The sequence below is a fragment of the Halanaerobium congolense genome (assembly GCF_004366375.1).
Taxonomy (GTDB): domain Bacteria; phylum Bacillota; class Halanaerobiia; order Halanaerobiales; family Halanaerobiaceae; genus Halanaerobium; species Halanaerobium congolense.
On the sequence record NZ_SOEF01000007.1, the window covers coordinates 35886 to 52184 of the forward strand.

General features: G+C 33.7%; 22 protein-coding genes and 1 pseudogene. 19 read left to right on the top strand and 4 right to left on the bottom strand.

Annotated features, from left to right (window positions below; translation table 11 throughout):
- Window positions 1-11 precede the first annotated feature (11 nt).
- Together C7954_RS03865 and C7954_RS03870 are read right to left on the bottom strand one after the other, a co-directional pair.
- A complete protein-coding gene (locus tag C7954_RS03865) occupies window positions 12-1043 on the bottom strand; it encodes an OmpA family protein (protein WP_134058792.1) in 1032 nt (343 codons plus the stop codon).
- 99 nt (window positions 1044-1142) lie between these two features.
- Window positions 1143-1841, bottom strand: coding sequence for a hypothetical protein (locus C7954_RS03870; RefSeq protein ID WP_089655469.1), 699 nt, complete (start codon window positions 1839-1841; stop codon window positions 1143-1145).
- Window positions 1842-2058: 217 nt separating this feature from the next.
- Here C7954_RS03870 and C7954_RS03875 point away from each other — a divergent pair, with 217 nt between their 5' ends.
- The 7 genes and pseudogenes from C7954_RS03875 to C7954_RS03905 all read left to right on the top strand — a co-directional run bounded on the left by C7954_RS03875 (window position 2059) and on the right by C7954_RS03905 (window position 6654).
- Window positions 2059-2610, top strand: coding sequence for an RNA 2'-phosphotransferase (locus C7954_RS03875; RefSeq protein ID WP_089655467.1), 552 nt, complete (start codon window positions 2059-2061; stop codon window positions 2608-2610).
- Between the two features lie 136 nt (window positions 2611-2746).
- The gene (locus tag C7954_RS03880) at window positions 2747-3046 is read left to right on the top strand and encodes a hypothetical protein (protein ID WP_073159556.1); all 300 of its coding nucleotides are present in this window, start codon (window positions 2747-2749) and stop codon (window positions 3044-3046) included.
- 4 nt (window positions 3047-3050) lie between these two features.
- Complete coding sequence (locus C7954_RS03885) at window positions 3051-3242, top strand: hypothetical protein (RefSeq protein WP_073159558.1); 192 nt, start codon at window positions 3051-3053, stop codon at window positions 3240-3242.
- A pseudogene (locus C7954_RS14160) lies at window positions 3243-3388 on the top strand (pirin-like C-terminal cupin domain-containing protein); the annotation flags it as partial.
- Window positions 3389-3487: 99 nt separating this feature from the next.
- Entirely contained in the window at window positions 3488-4777 is a 1290-nt protein-coding gene (locus C7954_RS03895; RefSeq protein WP_073159560.1) for an acetamidase/formamidase family protein, read from the top strand.
- 140 nt (window positions 4778-4917) lie between these two features.
- Window positions 4918-6000 (top strand): tRNA (N6-threonylcarbamoyladenosine(37)-N6)-methyltransferase TrmO, encoded by a 1083-nt coding sequence (gene tsaA / locus C7954_RS03900; protein WP_110300852.1) that lies wholly within the window; start codon window positions 4918-4920, stop codon window positions 5998-6000.
- 279 nt (window positions 6001-6279) lie between these two features.
- The gene (locus C7954_RS03905; protein ID WP_089716554.1) at window positions 6280-6654 is read left to right on the top strand and encodes a putative signal transducing protein; all 375 of its coding nucleotides are present in this window, start codon (window positions 6280-6282) and stop codon (window positions 6652-6654) included.
- Window positions 6655-6785: 131 nt separating this feature from the next.
- Here the strand turns inward: C7954_RS03905 and C7954_RS03910 are convergent, their stop codons facing one another.
- Window positions 6786-7187 carry a Na+/H+ antiporter NhaC family protein gene (locus C7954_RS03910; RefSeq protein WP_243734145.1) on the bottom strand — a complete coding sequence of 134 codons (402 nt, stop codon included), beginning with the start codon at window positions 7185-7187 and terminating at the stop codon, window positions 6786-6788.
- 5 nt (window positions 7188-7192) lie between these two features.
- The gene (locus tag C7954_RS03915; protein ID WP_089722861.1) at window positions 7193-7645 is read right to left on the bottom strand and encodes a Na+/H+ antiporter NhaC family protein; all 453 of its coding nucleotides are present in this window, start codon (window positions 7643-7645) and stop codon (window positions 7193-7195) included.
- Between the two features lie 217 nt (window positions 7646-7862).
- Here C7954_RS03915 and C7954_RS03920 point away from each other — a divergent pair, with 217 nt between their 5' ends.
- The 12 genes from C7954_RS03920 (at window position 7863) to C7954_RS03965 (ending at window position 16294) form a co-directional block, all read left to right on the top strand.
- Window positions 7863-8126, top strand: coding sequence for a hypothetical protein (locus C7954_RS03920; RefSeq protein WP_089722862.1), 264 nt, complete (start codon window positions 7863-7865; stop codon window positions 8124-8126).
- Between the two features lie 10 nt (window positions 8127-8136).
- Window positions 8137-8721, top strand: a complete 585-nt coding sequence (locus tag C7954_RS03925; RefSeq protein ID WP_089716558.1) for a DUF6036 family nucleotidyltransferase — start codon at window positions 8137-8139, stop codon at window positions 8719-8721.
- 58 nt (window positions 8722-8779) lie between these two features.
- Complete coding sequence (locus C7954_RS13615) at window positions 8780-8938, top strand: hypothetical protein (protein ID WP_166667677.1); 159 nt, start codon at window positions 8780-8782, stop codon at window positions 8936-8938.
- Window positions 8939-9075: 137 nt separating this feature from the next.
- Window positions 9076-9378 carry a Dabb family protein gene (locus tag C7954_RS03930; RefSeq protein WP_089722864.1) on the top strand — a complete coding sequence of 101 codons (303 nt, stop codon included), beginning with the start codon at window positions 9076-9078 and terminating at the stop codon, window positions 9376-9378.
- Window positions 9379-9421: 43 nt separating this feature from the next.
- Window positions 9422-9937 carry a Rossmann-fold NAD(P)-binding domain-containing protein gene (locus C7954_RS03935; protein WP_223174499.1) on the top strand — a complete coding sequence of 172 codons (516 nt, stop codon included), beginning with the start codon at window positions 9422-9424 and terminating at the stop codon, window positions 9935-9937.
- A gap of 47 nt (window positions 9938-9984) precedes the next feature.
- The gene (locus C7954_RS03940; protein ID WP_089716562.1) at window positions 9985-10179 is read left to right on the top strand and encodes a hypothetical protein; all 195 of its coding nucleotides are present in this window, start codon (window positions 9985-9987) and stop codon (window positions 10177-10179) included.
- Between the two features lie 260 nt (window positions 10180-10439).
- Complete coding sequence (locus C7954_RS13800; RefSeq protein WP_089716563.1) at window positions 10440-10688, top strand: hypothetical protein; 249 nt, start codon at window positions 10440-10442, stop codon at window positions 10686-10688.
- 31 nt (window positions 10689-10719) lie between these two features.
- Window positions 10720-11067 carry an alpha/beta hydrolase gene (locus C7954_RS13805; RefSeq protein ID WP_208320671.1) on the top strand — a complete coding sequence of 116 codons (348 nt, stop codon included), beginning with the start codon at window positions 10720-10722 and terminating at the stop codon, window positions 11065-11067.
- Window positions 11068-11145: 78 nt separating this feature from the next.
- A complete protein-coding gene (locus C7954_RS03950; RefSeq protein ID WP_089722868.1) occupies window positions 11146-12078 on the top strand; it encodes an ADP-ribosylglycohydrolase family protein in 933 nt (310 codons plus the stop codon).
- A gap of 38 nt (window positions 12079-12116) precedes the next feature.
- Window positions 12117-13145 carry a lipoate--protein ligase gene (locus C7954_RS03955; RefSeq protein ID WP_089719594.1) on the top strand — a complete coding sequence of 343 codons (1029 nt, stop codon included), beginning with the start codon at window positions 12117-12119 and terminating at the stop codon, window positions 13143-13145.
- 412 nt (window positions 13146-13557) lie between these two features.
- Window positions 13558-14847, top strand: a complete 1290-nt coding sequence (locus tag C7954_RS03960; RefSeq protein WP_134058795.1) for a DUF362 domain-containing protein — start codon at window positions 13558-13560, stop codon at window positions 14845-14847.
- A 274-nt stretch (window positions 14848-15121) separates the two neighbouring features.
- Window positions 15122-16294 (top strand): ATP-grasp domain-containing protein, encoded by a 1173-nt coding sequence (locus C7954_RS03965; RefSeq protein ID WP_089716568.1) that lies wholly within the window; start codon window positions 15122-15124, stop codon window positions 16292-16294.
- The last annotated feature ends 5 nt before the right edge of the window (window positions 16295-16299 follow it).

Genomic DNA, 16299 nt, shown 5'->3' on the forward strand with positions numbered 1-16299 from the left:
ATTGGATTAATTTATTTTTTAACCAGTTCTACGCGGCGATTTTTGGCTCTTCCATTTTCAGTCTCATTGGTTGCTTTAGGAGCCAGGGGACCAACTCCAAAGGAATTAAGTCGGTTTTGATCAATATTGTAATTATTAACAAGGAATTCTACCAGAGATTCGGCTCTTCTTTCGGATAGATCTATATTATAGTCTAAATTACCGGTGCTATCTGTATGACCCACAACATTGAGATTAAGATCAGGATTTTCTTTTAAAAGCTCTGCAATTTTGTTAATTGTTGGTTCTGATTCTTCCTTTATCTCAGCACTATCGACATCAAACTGGATACCATAAATAGCCGCCTTACCTTTACTATTAATATCCTGCATAACACTTTCAACATTGATCAAATCTGTCTCAAGATTTGTTTCTTCAATAATAACCTGGAAGACTGCAGGCTGTCCGTCTGGCCACTTTCCTCCATAAAATCCATGTTTGGCAGTGAAAAGAGAAATATAAACATCACCTTCAGCTCGGCTCAATTTTGCTGCCAGATAGCGGCCACTTTCTTTATCTGCCCACACTCCCTCAAAGTGGGTTTCAGAAGCGTCTTTAAAATCTATCCCGTTATAAAGTGAAGTCTTAAAATCCTCATCAACACCTCCACTTTTCCTGGCTATTATTTCAAAATCTTTCCCCTTTAATGCCTGTTCATAATTTCTGAAAATTTCCAGTGAAGAATGATTTTTCGGAACAACATAGAAATGCTGTGTCATTTTACCTTCAACTCTCAGCCCTTTTTCAGTAAATTCTTTGTATTGATCACCAAATTCTGCCTTATTCAGTTTATTTAAAGGCAGAGTGAATTCATCATAATCTTTGCTTTCATAAAATCTAATATAGGAGCCTGGAAAACGGGAAATTAGAGGATGATCTATACTCCCTGTAACATCTTTATTTGGTGTGTCTTCAGGAAATGCCAGCACCGGGGTCAGAAACATGAAAATAAGAACTGTAGTTATCAAAACTGTAGAAAATAATTTTCTCTTACTTTTACACATATTATTAAACCTCCCTTTTAATTAAGAATTCTTGACCGGTAGTAAAAGTGATTCTGAAACTTTTTCTTTACATTTCCTGATCTTTTGCTGTTATAAAATTTATCGTAATTCAATCCCAGTAACTTCAAATAAAGCTTCGTCATATTCTGCTTCAGCTTCTTCTAGAGTTAAATAAGTAAAACCTACTGTCATCATAAATTCCTCAAAATCTGCCAGTTTTACAGACCCTGATTCCAATTCAGACTCTGCTAGATTGTCTGATTCTATTTTAATTATATCAATTTCTTTTTCATCTATCATTTCCTGTGTTCTGGTAACTTTAGCTTCAGAAGCAATTTTTTTAAGGTTTAATTCCTCAAAGTGATAAAAAGGAAAGAAGATAGATTGCAGAAATTTATTCTTCATTGAGTTAGCTATTGTAGCAGGAATCTGCTGTTTATCCTGTATCAGCTTTACAATTTGACCATCATTTAACCAGAAAGTCATCTGAGAAATCTGTGATGATTTATTTGTTGAACTTTCAATAAAAATTTTATCTGTCTGAAGATTATCTACCTTTTCTTTACCCTGATACTGAAATTTAACGTTTATTTGTTGAATTTTTTCTCCTGCTTTGAAAGATGAAAACTTATATTCAAGTTTGTCAAAATTATTAACTATATCCTGTAATTTGGTAGGGGTTTTAAGCTTGTCAAAAGGAATGCCAGAACTTTCCTGAGCTAGAATTGAAATCGAAGATAATCCCAAAATTAAAATTAGTAAAGCAGCAAAAACCAGCGATTTCTTTAAATAAGTCATTTTTATCCTCCCTTCTTATTATATAATTAAAGAAAAATAATTTTTTTCCTTTATATTTGATTGAATTATATAAAAATTATGACATTTATAAAAACTTTGAAAATATATTCGATTATGTCTATTTCCTGGTTTTAAAGAAGAATAAGTATCTTCGCAGTTAGCCTTAGTCTATGTTATAATAAAAATAAATTACTAATTAAAACTTAGGTGATCTTAAATGAATAGAACCAAACTTTCAAAAACTGTTTCCTATATTTTACGCCACCATCCTGAGGACTTTGATTTAAAACTGGCCGCTGATGCTTCTGTTAAAACTGATGAACTTTTAGCTGCTTTGCAGAGGAAATTTAAAGGTATCACTAAAGCTGATCTGATTGAATTAGTAAAAAATGATGACAAAGGCCGCTTTAGCTTTTTAGAGGGGCGAAAAAGAATCAGGGCCAACTACGGCCACAGCATAGAGGGAGTTAATCCTGACTATCAGGCTGTAAAGCCGCCCGCGATTCTCTACCACGGAACAAGGCCAGAAGTTCAGGCTAAAATAATGAATGTCGGACTGAAGCCGATGGGGAGAAATTATGTTCACTTAAGTGTTGGAGTCAAAGAAGCTGAGAAAGTGGCCGTAAGGAGAACCAATCAGCCGGTGATTTTTAAGATAGAAGCTCTCAAAGCTCATCACGATGGTCAGAACTTTTATAAAACTGCAGAAGATATTTATCTAACAGATCAGCTTTCTGCAGACTATTTATCATTAAACATTTGCTCCTAGAAGAGTAGATGGAATTGATCAGATTGGGTCTTTAATCTTCAGGGAAAGGACAAGCTATCCTTACAGTGATAATTTAGATAAATTTGCAGATCATTTTGTTTTAAATTTAAATATAAAAAGAGAAGGGAGCTGGATAATGCTCAAATCAATATTTAAGGGTTTTACTTCAGATAAATCAGGTAAACTGTATTTGATATCAATACTAATTTTAATAATTTCTAATATAATAATCAGTGTAAATAGTAATTTATACCTGGTCGGAACTATTTCTGTTATCTTTTATGTTATTGCACTGGTCTATTATTCCAGATATATGGAACTAAAGCTCTGGGTTACTCTTCTTTTAGTTGGTGTAACCTTAGTGCCGATGGGTATCTGGATCACCTTATTTTACTTTGCACGCAAAAATTATTATATTTATCACTCGGAGGACTGATAGTATGCTGACAATAAAATGTGCTAAATGTAAGACCAAACTCTTTAAATATGAAAAGATTGGCCAGGGGAAAGTTCTCCGCTGCGGGAAAAACAAAATAACAAGACTTTATGATGGAGCAGGAGTTAAACTCAGACGCTGTAGGGTGAATTCACCTTTGAACTGCCGGCAGATTTTAATGCCAATGCTTTTTTAATTAGAAGAGCCGATTGCCTGGGGGGCCCAATTGTAATGAACAGCAGGGAAGAACTGGCAGCAGCTTCCAGAGAGCTGGATAATGGAAGCTTTATTAAAAATAAAAAAGATAAAAATCCAGAGCAGATTAATAAATTTATATTTTAGATTAGTTAATTTCAGGTTTTTTATCATATTTTAATTTGAATTTTCTGTATTTTAGTAATATAATATATCTGATAAAGACAATATAATGGAGGTGGGAGAATGAAAAAATTAGTTTACTGTGATGAAACAACTGATATTGTTGGTCCTGGAGTAGAAATGATTGATACACTGGTTTCTGGAGGAAAATTTATCACCAGAACCAATCCTGGCTGCTGGGGAAACATGATTACTCCTAAAATTAGAAGCTGGCACGAAGTTGGTAAGCCAGTTGGAGTAGAAGGAGCAGAAGTGGGCGATGCAGTGGCAATAAAAATTGAAAATATAAATGTTTTATCCCGTGCAACCTCTTCTGGAACTGACGAGGCTCAGTCAGATTATTTTGAAAGTGATCCAGGAATTGATAGTTACTGTCCTAACTGTGGCACTAAAAATCCAGATACATATTTAGATGGAACTGGAGAAAATGCAGTTAAATGTAAAAACTGTGATTCCCCGGTTGTTCCTTTTAAGATGCCTCATGGCTATACAATGTATTTTGATCGAAAAAGAGAATTTGGAATCACAATTGATGAAAATTTAAGCAGTGAAATTTCTAAAAATGCTGATAAATACAGCAATTTAACTCCAGAGGGAATGCAGCATTCAATTAATGCATTTGCCAAACATGATATGCCGGGAGTTCCTGCCCGAGTAATTCCAATGGTAGGAAATATTGGTACAGTGCCGGCAATGGATATGCCTTCTTCTCATAATGCAGGTGATTTTGCTCAGTTTTTATTGGGGGCGAAACACGAATTTGCCTGTACTGAAGATGAGCTTGATAATAGAACTGATGCTCATATGGATGTTAATGAAGTTCGGGAAGGTGCAGTTGTTATTGCTCCTGTTAAAACAAAAGGAGCTGGAGTATATATTGGTGATGTTCATGCAATGCAGGGAGATGGAGAAATTGCCGGACACACAACTGATATTGCAGCAGAAGTAGAAGTTACTGTTGATTTAATCAAAAATTTAAATAATCTCGGGCCAATTATACTTCCTAATATTGAGGATTTAACCCCTTTAACTAAGCCCTATACTGCTTCCGAAAGAGAAAAAATTAATAAAGATGCTCAGAGTATTGGTCTGGATAATATTGAAGATGAAATGTATCCAATCCAGATGATCGGAAGCGGTGCTGATTTAAATTCAGCGGCTGCAGATGGTTTAAATAAGCTGGCTGAACTTTTAGATTATTCTCTTGATGAAGTAAAAAACCGAGTCACAATTAATGGAGATATCAGCATTGGAAGAGCTCCGGGGGTAGTTAATATAACAATGCTGACCCCAATTTCTAAACTTGAAAATATAAATTTAGCTGATTTAGTTAAAGAACATTATAACAACTAAAAATAAAAATATTTATAAATGAGCAGCCTCGATAACAATTTACGAGGCTGTTTTTTGTAATAAATCTTTTTTAATGGTAAAATTAAAGCAAGGAAAGTTAAAGCTAATAATGAGTTTTAGAACATCAGAGGGAGATGACTATGGAAATTAATAAAATAGGAGAAGTTAGAAGTAAATATAAAGAACCTGTTGGACCGGATGAGATGAGAAAAACTAAAAGCATTATTGAGGTTGAAGCAGAATATGTAGATGGCCTTGATCAGATAGAAGATTATGAATATCTGCAGATTCTTTTCTATTTTCATAAATCAGAAGGCTATGACCTAATCAGCAAAAGAAGGAGGGGACCAGAAAGAGGTCTTTTTACCTCGAGAAGTCCCCGCAGACCGACACCAATTGGAATTACTACAGTAGAATTATTAAAAAGAGAGGGTAATAAACTGCATGTCTATGGTCTTGATGCGATAGATGGAACTCCAGTTATTGATATCAAACCTTACGCTTCTTTTATGGATCAGCCGACATTATCTCTGCAGAAAAAGACACCGCGCTATAGGATTAATAAATTGATAAAATATCAGAATCAGCATGATCTACTGCTTAAAGCGGGGGAACTGCATGGACATTACTGCCCCTATCTTGCTCTGGGAGTGCTGGCTGCTGCAGATGTACTAAAAAGATTTGGAGCAGAAAATGATGGGATGGAGGATCTGCTTGCTGTAGTGGAAACCAACAGCTGCTTTAGTGATGGGATCCAATATACGGCAGGCACCACTTTTGGCAATAACTCACTTATCTATCGTGATTTTGGAAAAACAGCAGTTACCTTTGTCAAAAGAGGAGATTCGACTAAGAATCTGAGATATTATTTTAAGGACTCTGATTTGATTGAGCGTGAATATCCAGAAGCAGCTGAATTATTTGAAAAAGTTGTAGCAGATAGAAATGGGAGCAGAGAAGAAGAGGAAAAAATGAAGGAACTCTGGCAGGAGACAGCATTTAAAATAATTGAAGCTGATCCTGATAAATTATTTAAAATTGAAGCAGATGTTGAAATTGAGCTGCCTGATTATGCACCTATTTTTGATAACAAGCAGTGCAGTAGGTGTGGCGAAAAGCTAATGGCTGCAAAAGCTGTTCAAAAAGATGATAAAGTCTTGTGTAAGGACTGTGCTGGAAGTAGTTATTATCAGTTAGACGGCAGCGGCATAGTAGAGAAATAAGGAGGCTAATAATGACCTGCAAATGGTATGCTGCCTGATGGTAAAAATAAATTAACTATTCCAGATATTTTGGCCAACAATGCCTGTTACTCAACAAATAATAATTATCAAAATATAGAGGCTGAAGAACTGGATAAACGTTAAAATTGCTGAAATTATTTTAAATTATGGAAGCAAAAAAAGTGATATTACAGCAGAGTTATTAATAAAAAATGGGATTGAAGTCTTAACCATAGAATTTAGTTTTTAAATAAACGGTTATCAATAAGGAGCAGAAAAATGACTGATTTTAAACTGCAGCATTTAATAACAACCGGTGTCAGAGAAGCAGAGATGATAGAAGCGCTGCTTAATGACAATAATATAGAAGTCATTGTTCGTCATGATGAATTTGGCGGCTACAGCATGATCTATATGGGTTATTCTGCCTATAATATTGAACTATATGTTGCAGAAAAAGATTATGAGCAGGCTAGAGAACTTTTAAAAGATTTAAATTTAGATGCTGAAGCTGAAATTGCGGAAATAGAACAAGAGACAGAAGAAATAAAGAGCAGTGATCAGGTTAAAAGTTTTTCTTTTTATCTGGCTCAGATAGCAAAAATAATAATAATTTTTTATCTGCTTTTAAATCTGATTACTCTAATTTTTTAATATAATTTTGGGTAGACAATTGGAGGTGTTTTCTGATGAAAACTATTTTAATCACTGGTTCAACTGATGGCATTGGCAGGGACTCCAGTTTATCTTGCCTTTTCGAATCAAGTTAAAGGTGAAAGCGGGAGTTATTTTGTCAATAAAGATAAAAATACAGCCAGAAATTGATTACAGCCTAAAGCAGCAGAAAGAATGCTGGAAAAGATTGTAACAGAAATCAGGTGCAATTTTTTCTTGATCAGATGCAGGAATGGTTTTAAGAGGCTGTTAAGAACCCCCATTTTTTCTAAAAGTCCACCTAAAAGCACAGCAAAAATTATTAAAGAAATAAGTTCTAGCATACTTGTCAAACCACCTCGGTCCAGAATATTATCTATAAATACGATTTCTGTTCTATTATTGAAACCTCTAAATATAATATTTAAAAGTTCTGACCAGCCTCTTTCTGTAAAATAAATCCCCATTAATAAAGAAAATAGAATATTTAGGGCAATGTTGATAATAGTGGGTACTTTTAAGACTGCCAGCACAATTATTAAGATTGGAGGCAGCAGCAGCCAGAAAGAGATCTGAAAATGTTCATTCGCATTTTACTCAATGATTCTAAATTAGCTATATTTGTAGTACTGGAAAAATTTTTTAAACCAAGAAAGAGAAATCCCAGAGCAGTGAGCAGGTATGGTAAAATAGCTGTTTTAAGCATATGATAAATCATATCCATCAGGTTTGCACCAGAACTGTGAGCTGTGATAATGGCAATAGAAGAGACCTGTGACATTCTGTCTCCTACATAAGAGCCGGAGATAATCGCTCCTGCAGCTAAAAGTAGACTGAGACCTATCGTCTGAGCAATGCTGATTAAGGCCAGTCCAATTGTACTGGCAGTTCCGACAGCAGTTCCAACTGCCATGGAAACTAGAGATGTTGAAATAAATGCCAGGATAAAAAAATATTGAGGACTAATTGTCTGCAGTCCGTAAAAGATCATTGTAGGTACTGTACCTACAGCTATATTACTATATAATCAATTATGAACATATGTCAAACTTTTATTTTTCTTAAAATTAATTTATAAAGCTGTACAAAGCAAAAAACTGCAACTTACAAATGATTTTATTATGCTAATTTCTGTGATATAATCAAAATGAAATTAATGTTAAAAAGGACTAACAGCCATATAATTAGGTAGTAGGGAGGTTTTAAGAATGCCCAAAAAAACTTTCGCTGAGTACAGAAATAATAAAAAAAATAAACAGTCCAAAATGAGAAAGGTAAGAAACTATTTAAAATCTGCTAATAAAAAGACCTCAGAAAATCAGTTATCTGACATAAATGAAAGGAATAATTATCGTAGTGGATCCAGAGAAAGAAATCCAGAGAAAGAAATGTTTTTATTTAAAATGATGATTAGATCCCGGGAAAATAAACTTAAAAAAATAGGGAATAGAAAATATAAACTTAAAAATTGAGGTGCTTTAAATGGATTATAAAAAAGAAATAGATATCATTTTGAATGAAGATATTGATAATTTTTCTAAAAAGATAAAGATAATAGCCGTTTTAACTTCCGCTATTAAAGAAAATTTAAATCTTACTCCAGTAGTAGTTGGTGGCCAGGCTGTCGAATTTTACACTGGTGGGGGATATGCTACTATGGATGTTGATATGGTCTGTGAGACTTCTACCAAAAAAATAGGAGAAATACTAGAAAAATTAGGTTTCTATAGAGATAATAAATACTGGATTCTTGATTCAAATAAGTTAGATTTAGCTGTTGAGACTCCATCAGGACCACTTGCGGGAGCAGATGATAAATTAATGGAGCTTGAAATCGGCCAGCACACTGCTTATTTTATTGGGATTGAAGATATAATAATTGATAGATTAAATGCATATGTACACTGGAATGAAAAGTGGCAGGAAGAATGGATCCTTGGTATGATGGTGACTAATTATGAAGATATAGACTGGGAATATTTAAATAAAAAAGCATATCAGGAAAGAGTTAATGATTCATTAAAAAGAATGGTTGATAAAACAGAAAAAATTATTAAATTTATGTAAAAATCACCTCCATACAGTGATCTATATGGGTTATTCTGCCTATAATATAGAACTCTATGTGTCAGAAAATGATTATAAAAAGGCTAAAGAACTACTCAAAAGTTTAAATATAGATGCTGCTGAAGAATTTAATGAAACAGCTCAGAATCAAAAAACAAAAAAAGATGTAGATAGAGAAAAAAGAAATTCTTTTTATTTGGCTCAAATTGCTAAATAGTTATTATTATCTATCTAATTCTAAATTTAATAGCTTTAATTTTCTGATTCATTTTTAAAAAATGATATTTTAGTTCAAATTATTAATAATTTCATCTTCGTCTGATATTTATATAAAATATAATGGAGGTCATAAAAATGATTAAACATGTTGTAATGTGGAAATTTAAAGATTTTGCTGCAGGAAATTTGAAAGAAGAAAATATTGAAATAGCAGTAGAGAAACTGCTTTTACTTAAGGATTTAGTTGATGAAATTAAATTTTTAGAAGTAGGCAAAAATATTAATGAAAGTGATGCAGCCTATGAGCTGGTTTTAATTACTGAATTTGAAAATCTTTCTGATCTTGAGCAGTACCAAATCCATCCAGAACACGAAAAGGTTAAAGATTTTATAGGAAAAACAGCTGCTAAAAGAGTTTTAGTTGATTACGAAAAATAATTAAACTAGAATTTTAGAACTAAAAATAGTGAGGTGTTAGCTGATGAAAACTATTTTAATTACCGGCTCGACTGATGGAATAGGGAGAGAAACAGCAAAAGAGTTGGCTGATCCGAGAATAGCAAATTTTTCTTCAATGGTTCATGCTCACAATTTAGATGTTGATGACATCTGGGATCCAATTAAATTTAATGGCAGCCAGTCTTATTCTGATTCTAAATTAGCAATGATCTTATTTACTATTAAATTGGATAAAATTTTAGAGGATATATCAGTCAACTGTCTCCACCCCGGAGTAATTAATACTAAACTGCTTCGTAAAGGTTGGGGAGCTGGAGGTTCTTCTGTTAAAAAAAGTGCAGAAACACCGGTTTATCTGGCACTATCTGATGAAGTTAAAGGAGAAAGCGGTGGCTATTTTATCAATAAGCAGAGAAAGAAACCGTCAGCAGCTGCATCTAAATTGGAACTGCAGAATCAATTGTGGAATAAAAGTATTGAGATGATCAGATATCAGGGAATATTAAATAAGATTCCTGAATGTTTTTTGGAAGCTTAAACTCAGTTTAAACTTAACTTAAACCCAAATAGAAAAGAGGTAGATCTATGTTTTATCTATTATTAATAGTTACCTTTCTGGTTGCCTTATTGGTCTGTTACATTGTCAGCAAACTATTTAATGATTCGATTTATAAAATTTTACAATTAATTGTTCCAGAAGCGATCAATGAAGCCTGGCTTAAGTATATTAAATTTGCAATCTATATTTTAACAGCAGTTTTTCCTGTGGGAGCAGCTTAAATCTCGGAAATTGAGATCAAAGGACTGCAGAAAAGTGATACCAGCCTTGTAGAAAAACAGCTCGATTTTGCTGTAGGAGAAAAATTTGAACAAAAAATTAGAAATCCTGCTGGAATAGGAATAATATATTATTCTTTTTTAGGACCTGTTAGAGCTGATATTGGTTTTGATAATCTAAATTCTGATCCAATTTTTAATATCGGTTTTGGTAACTCTTTTTAGATTTTGAAACTAATTTAAATTAAAAAGGAGCAATTACTGTGACTTTTAAAATTTATGAGAAAAGGCGTTCTTTAAAAAGTTTTCTCTTTGAAAAATATCTTAGATATACATCTAAAACAAAAGAAAATCTATCCAGCCGAGAAAAAACAAAAAAGATGGTGGCTTTACAGGCGGAGAAAAACAAAAAAGATTATAAACTACCTGAAATGAAATTTAAAACTAAGATTGAAGAAGATAACTACCAAAATATGCAGGTTTTTAGTCTAAATAATAAAAAATCCAAGTAAAGACATTATTCTACTATCACCTTTAGTTGATATGGTCCTGGATAATCCGGTTATTTTTGATTATGAAAGAAGAGACCCTATGCTGGCTTCCAAAGGTTTCGATGTGGTTAGAGAAATTTGGTCAGATGATAAGGATTTAAATGATCCAATCATAAGTCCTCTCTATGATGATTTAAAGAATCTGGGCAAAATATCTATTTTTACAGGTACCCATGAGGCTCTGTTTCCTGATAATATGAAGCTGGATCAGAAGTTAAATGAACAGGGGGCTGCTCACAATGCTTATGTTTATCCTAAAATGAACCATGTTTTTGTATTAATGCCGCTTCCAGAAGCAAAAGATGCTCATCAAAAAATAATGGAAATAATAAAAAACTAAAATTAACCATCAGATTTAGTCTTAAAATAATTAAAACTTTGAAAACAGAATCGAGCAGCGAGGTGAAATATTAAGCTTATGTTGAAAAATAAATTAAAAGCAGGAATTATAGGACATTTAGTTGGTGATGCACTTGGAGTACCGGTAGAATTTAAGAGCAGAAAAGAATTAAAAAAAGATCCTGTAAGCGATATGCAGGGCTATGGCACTTATAACCAAGTTCCAGGTACCTGGTCTGATGACAGCTCTTTAACTCTCTGTCTCTTAGAATCGCTTCTAAAAGGGTATAATTTGAATGACCAGGCAGAAAAATTTATCAGCTGGCTTGATGATGCTTATTGGACGGCAGGTGGAGAGACATTTGATGTAGGTAATACAACCCGGGTTTCAATTGCCAAGCTAAGGCAGGGAATAGAACCAACAGCTGCTGGAGCAGGGGGAGAAAGAGACAATGGGAATGGTTCTTTGATGAGAATTTTACCACTTGCTTTTTATTTAATAGATGTAGATTCAGCAGAAAAATTTAAAAAAACTAAAGAAGTTAGCTCACTCACTCATTCTCATCCTCGCTCAATTTTGGGCTGCTATCTATACCTCGATTATGCTCAAAGACTTATCATGGGTGCTGGTCTACAGCAGTCTTATGAGCAGACAGTAAAGCATGTAAATCAATTTATAGCAAAAGATAATTTTAGTTCAGAACTAAAATGTTATAATCGAATTGCCGCTGGAAACATTAAGGACTTAGCAGAAAATGAAATAAGGTCAACCGGTTATGTAGTTGATACCCTGGAGGCAGTATTCTGGGTTCTTTTAAACAGCAATTCTTATCAAGAATCTGTTTTAAAAGCAGTCAATTTAGGTGAAGATACCGATACTGTTGCTGCAATTACAGGGGGCTTAGCCGGTATATATTATGGATTTAATAGTATTCCAAAAAAATGGGTTAAGCAGCTGGCACGTTTAAATGATGTATTGGAATTAATCAATAACTTTTGCAAAAAAATATAAAATTAATCAATTAGTAAATTTAAGGAGTGTTTTAGTTAATGACACAGAATTTAAAAGCCAGTTTAGTAATCGGAGAGGGATATAATCCCTGGTATAATCTGGCGGTAGAAGAATATCTATTAGACAATTTAGAAGAAGATGAAATAATACTTTATCTCTGGCAGAATGATAACACAGTTGTTATTGGACGTAATCAAAATGCCTGGCAGGAATGCAGAGTTAGTGACTTAGAAGCTGATGGAGGAAAGTTAGCCCGACGTCTTTCTGGAGGTGGGGCAGTTTTTCATGACTTAGGTAATCTAAACTATACCCTTTTAATGCCCAGAAAGGAATATGATCTAAAAGAAAAGCTGAAAATAATTTTGAAAGCTCTGCAGAATTTGGGTATAGCTGCTGAGTTTTCTGGACGCAATGATATTATATGTGGTGGAAAAAAGATATCAGGTAATGCATATTATCTCGGCAGTAAGGCCGGCTATATTCATGGAACAGTTTTAGTAGATAGCGATCTTGAAAAATTGGTTTCTTACCTGAATGTCTCAGATGCTAAAATAAAATCTAAGGGAATCAAGTCTGTCAGATCTAGAGTTATGAACTTAAGTGATACAGAGGCAGAAATTTCGATAGCAGAAGTAAAAGAGGCTATTAAAAATAGTTTCGCAGATTTATATAATCAGGGTCAGCCTTTAAATAAAATTAAAATCGAAGAAAATCAACAGCTGCAGGAGCTAAATAAAAAATATTCTTCCTGGGACTGGAGACTGGGCAAAACCCCGGATTTTGATGTTTCTTTTAACAACCGTTTTCAATGGGGAGAAGTAGAATTAAATTTAAAACTTGCTTCAGGAACTATTGAAGAAGCCACCTTATATTCTGATGCGATGTACAGTGATTTAATTCCAAAGCTGTCTAATTCTTTAACCGGAAAGCAGTTTAAGCTAGAAGCAATACTGGCTGGAGCAGACACAGTACTTAATAGTTATAACTGGCCTGATCAAAATAACGGTGAAGCTGTTAAAGAAGAATTCTTGGAGTGGTTAGAAAAAGAATTAAAGGAGATAGTATAATAATAATCGAAAAAGTCGGTTTAGGCCGGCTTTTCTTATCTATCAACATTATATAATACCAGGAAATTATACCTGATGGTTTGTTGTGGATAATATTTATAGTTTCATAATTTCCGCTATCAACAAAAGTTAACCTTGACAGTTTTGGCCATCAAAAATGATTTAGAAGAGTTGGATTAACTATTTTAATAGCTGGTTTTAAATCATTTTAAATTAATAAATAAATTTTTTTAGGCAGGAATAATCTATTTTATGTCTAATTTTATATATAATAGAGATAGTTTATGTTTTTAATATTAATTTTCTCAAAATTCAAATAAAAAGGGGGTTAAACAAATAGGCAAAGTATTTTCTTTAAAGCAGCTTTAGTTGGGATTAATGGTAAATTTAAATTATCACGGGGGGTTATATAATGAGTACAAAAGTTTCGATCAGTAAATTTGATTCTTTGAAAGGAAATGAAGAATTTATCGGTGGTAAATTTAAGCGTTATGAAGAAGATATTTCAGCAATCAAAGAAAAATTACGTGAGGTAATCGAAAAAAGTGTGGGCAGTATTGATAAGCTGATTAAAAATGGTGATAGAGTTTTGATTAAGCCAAATTTGGCTTTTTTGGCACCACCCGAAAGTTTTTCTGTAGTAGATCCACGGGTAATTGAAGCTCTGGTTGCTCTATTAAAAGAAGAATCTCAAGCAGGAGAAGTCTGGGTGGGAGATAATCCTTCCTTAGGTAAACATGTTGGAAGAGCAAAACCGGCCTTTAAAGCGGCTGAAATGGAACAGGCAGCATATAGAGGTGGAGCTGATAGAGTATTGTACTTTGACGAAGAAGCTTCGGTAGAAGTTGATATTCCAATGGCAAAAGTTTTTAAAAAGGCTTCAGTTTTTAGACCAATTCTAGATGCAGACGTGGTTATTAATCTGCCTAAGATGAAAACTCATTTAGGTGGAACTGTTACTTTAGGCTTAAAAAACTGGCAGGGTATTATTCCAAATGTGCATCCATCTGGACAGCAGCAGGATACTCATAGAATAGATCTTGACCAAAAAATAGCGGATCTTTTAAGGATTAGAAAAGCAGATTTAACAATTATTGATGGAATTATTGCTATGGAAGGTCAGGGACCTCATGAAGGTACACCTTTAGAAATGAACCTCTTAATTGCAGGCGAAGATACTGTTGCAGTAGATGCACTTACTTCCTACATTATGGGTTATGAGCCTCATGAAGTACCTTCAACTCAAATTGCCTTTTCTGAAGGCCAGGGAGAAATGAATTTAGATAAAATAGAGGCTGTTGGTGTTGATCCAGATAGTGTAAGAACTTTCTTTAAGCGTCCGGCCAGTAATCCAGTTGGGCTCATCCCAGGAATAGATGTCTTGATTCAGCAGACCTGTCCCGGCTGTTATAAGTATATTCGGGGATCATTAGACAGCTTCAAACAGAGTGTGGATACTGATAAATTTATAGAAGAAAATGGTGAAGTTATGGTAATTGCTGGTGGAGTTCCTTCTCTGGATTTTAATGATGCGGCTGGCAAACACTTATTTGTTGTTGGTGACTGCTGGAAGAAATTTGAATCAAGCGCAGAAGTAGAAAAAGCAATGGAAGTTGCAGAAACTGTAACTGAATATCCAGGTTGTGCTCCAATTTATGTATTTGCACAGTTGAATACTGATTTGTCAGCTATGAATGCTTAAATAAATAATAATTCCAAAATAAAAATATAAATTCTAAGAGGATGCTGATAGAGCATCCTCAATTTTTTCTGTATTCAAAATAGCTGACCAAAAGATTGAAAAGAGGCATTAATAAAGGGAAAAAAGCACAAGGAAGATAATCCATTCTGATCATAGTTTTCACTATATAATTTTACAAATTTAGCTGTAAGTGATAAAATTATATCAATTTAAAAATTATACTTTTATTTTTTATAGTAGAAAATTAGCGAGAAGTAGAGAAAGGGAGGATTTCATGAATTTTGTATTTTTATCACCTTATTTCCCGAATAATTTTTATAATTTTTGTGTAGGTTTAAAAGAAGCAGGTATTAATGTTCTGGCAATTGGCGATTTACCATACGAGGAATTAAGAAGCGAGCTTAAGGATTCACTGACAGAATATTATCGAGTAGATAATATGGAAGATTATTCTCAGATGCTTAAAGCCTGCGGCTATTTTACTTTTAAACACGGGAAAATTGACCGCATTGAATCAAATAATGAGTACTGGCTGGAGACAGATGCCAGATTAAGAAAAGACTTTAATGTTCAGGGCCTAAAACCGGAAGATATTGAGACAATGAAATATAAGTCAAAAATGAAAGAAGTTTTCAATCGCGCAGGTCTCAATACAGCCCGCGGTAAAGTAATCGATCAGCTGGCAGAAGCAGAGGAATTTATCGGAGAAGTTGGCTATCCAGTTGTTGTCAAGCCTGATAATGGGGTTGGAGCTGCTGATACACATAAGCTAAATAACCATCAGGAATTAGTAGATTTTTACGAAAATAAGTTGGACCTTGATTATATAATGGAAGAATATATTCAGGGTAAAATTTATACCTTTGATGGTTTAACTGATCAGGACGGTAATATTGTTTTTTCTTCTTCAATGATTTTTAACGATGGGATTATGGAGACTGTAAATGAAGGCCTGGATATGTTTTATTATATTCCCCGTCAACTACCAGAGGACATAGTAGAGTCCGGTTTGAAAACAGTAGATGCCTTTGACTTAAAAGAAAGATTTTTTCACTTTGAATATTTTAAAATGGACGATGGGAAAATAGTTGCCTTAGAGGTTAATGTGCGGCCTCCTGGTGGTTTAACTCTTGATATGTTCAACTATGCAAATGATATTGATGTTTATCAAGAATATGGTAGAGTAGTTCGTTTTAACAGCTTTGAATCAGATATCAGCAGAAAATATAACTGCTTCTATATCGGACGCAAAAACTTTATTAATTACAAACATTCACTAAGCGAACTGCTTAATAATTATGGAGATTATATAATTAGGCACGAAGAAATATCTCCCATTTTAGCACCGGCAATTGGAGATTATGGAATTATTTTGAGAACCAAAGATCTGGATAAAGGTAAAGAAATAGTTCAATATGCGATAGAACATGCTTCGAAGGGAGTATAAATTAG

Coding starts and splice junctions, on each gene's coding strand:
- C7954_RS03865 (WP_134058792.1), bottom strand. CDS start 1,043: ATGTGTAAAAGTAAGAGAAAATTATTTTCTACAGTTTTGATAACTACA.
- C7954_RS03870 (WP_089655469.1), bottom strand. CDS start 1,841: ATGACTTATTTAAAGAAATCGCTGGTTTTTGCTGCTTTACTAATTTTA.
- C7954_RS03875 (WP_089655467.1), top strand. CDS start 2,059: ATGAATAGAACCAAACTTTCAAAAACTGTTTCCTATATTTTACGCCAC.
- C7954_RS03880 (WP_073159556.1), top strand. CDS start 2,747: ATGCTCAAATCAATATTTAAGGGTTTTACTTCAGATAAATCAGGTAAA.
- C7954_RS03885 (WP_073159558.1), top strand. CDS start 3,051: ATGCTGACAATAAAATGTGCTAAATGTAAGACCAAACTCTTTAAATAT.
- C7954_RS03895 (WP_073159560.1), top strand. CDS start 3,488: ATGAAAAAATTAGTTTACTGTGATGAAACAACTGATATTGTTGGTCCT.
- tsaA (WP_110300852.1), top strand. CDS start 4,918: ATGGAAATTAATAAAATAGGAGAAGTTAGAAGTAAATATAAAGAACCT.
- C7954_RS03905 (WP_089716554.1), top strand. CDS start 6,280: ATGACTGATTTTAAACTGCAGCATTTAATAACAACCGGTGTCAGAGAA.
- C7954_RS03915 (WP_089722861.1), bottom strand. CDS start 7,645: ATGATCTTTTACGGACTGCAGACAATTAGTCCTCAATATTTTTTTATC.
- C7954_RS03920 (WP_089722862.1), top strand. CDS start 7,863: ATGCCCAAAAAAACTTTCGCTGAGTACAGAAATAATAAAAAAAATAAA.
- C7954_RS03925 (WP_089716558.1), top strand. CDS start 8,137: ATGGATTATAAAAAAGAAATAGATATCATTTTGAATGAAGATATTGAT.
- C7954_RS03930 (WP_089722864.1), top strand. CDS start 9,076: ATGATTAAACATGTTGTAATGTGGAAATTTAAAGATTTTGCTGCAGGA.
- C7954_RS03935 (WP_223174499.1), top strand. CDS start 9,422: ATGAAAACTATTTTAATTACCGGCTCGACTGATGGAATAGGGAGAGAA.
- C7954_RS03940 (WP_089716562.1), top strand. CDS start 9,985: ATGTTTTATCTATTATTAATAGTTACCTTTCTGGTTGCCTTATTGGTC.
- C7954_RS13805 (WP_208320671.1), top strand. CDS start 10,720: ATGGTCCTGGATAATCCGGTTATTTTTGATTATGAAAGAAGAGACCCT.
- C7954_RS03950 (WP_089722868.1), top strand. CDS start 11,146: ATGTTGAAAAATAAATTAAAAGCAGGAATTATAGGACATTTAGTTGGT.
- C7954_RS03955 (WP_089719594.1), top strand. CDS start 12,117: ATGACACAGAATTTAAAAGCCAGTTTAGTAATCGGAGAGGGATATAAT.
- C7954_RS03960 (WP_134058795.1), top strand. CDS start 13,558: ATGAGTACAAAAGTTTCGATCAGTAAATTTGATTCTTTGAAAGGAAAT.
- C7954_RS03965 (WP_089716568.1), top strand. CDS start 15,122: ATGAATTTTGTATTTTTATCACCTTATTTCCCGAATAATTTTTATAAT.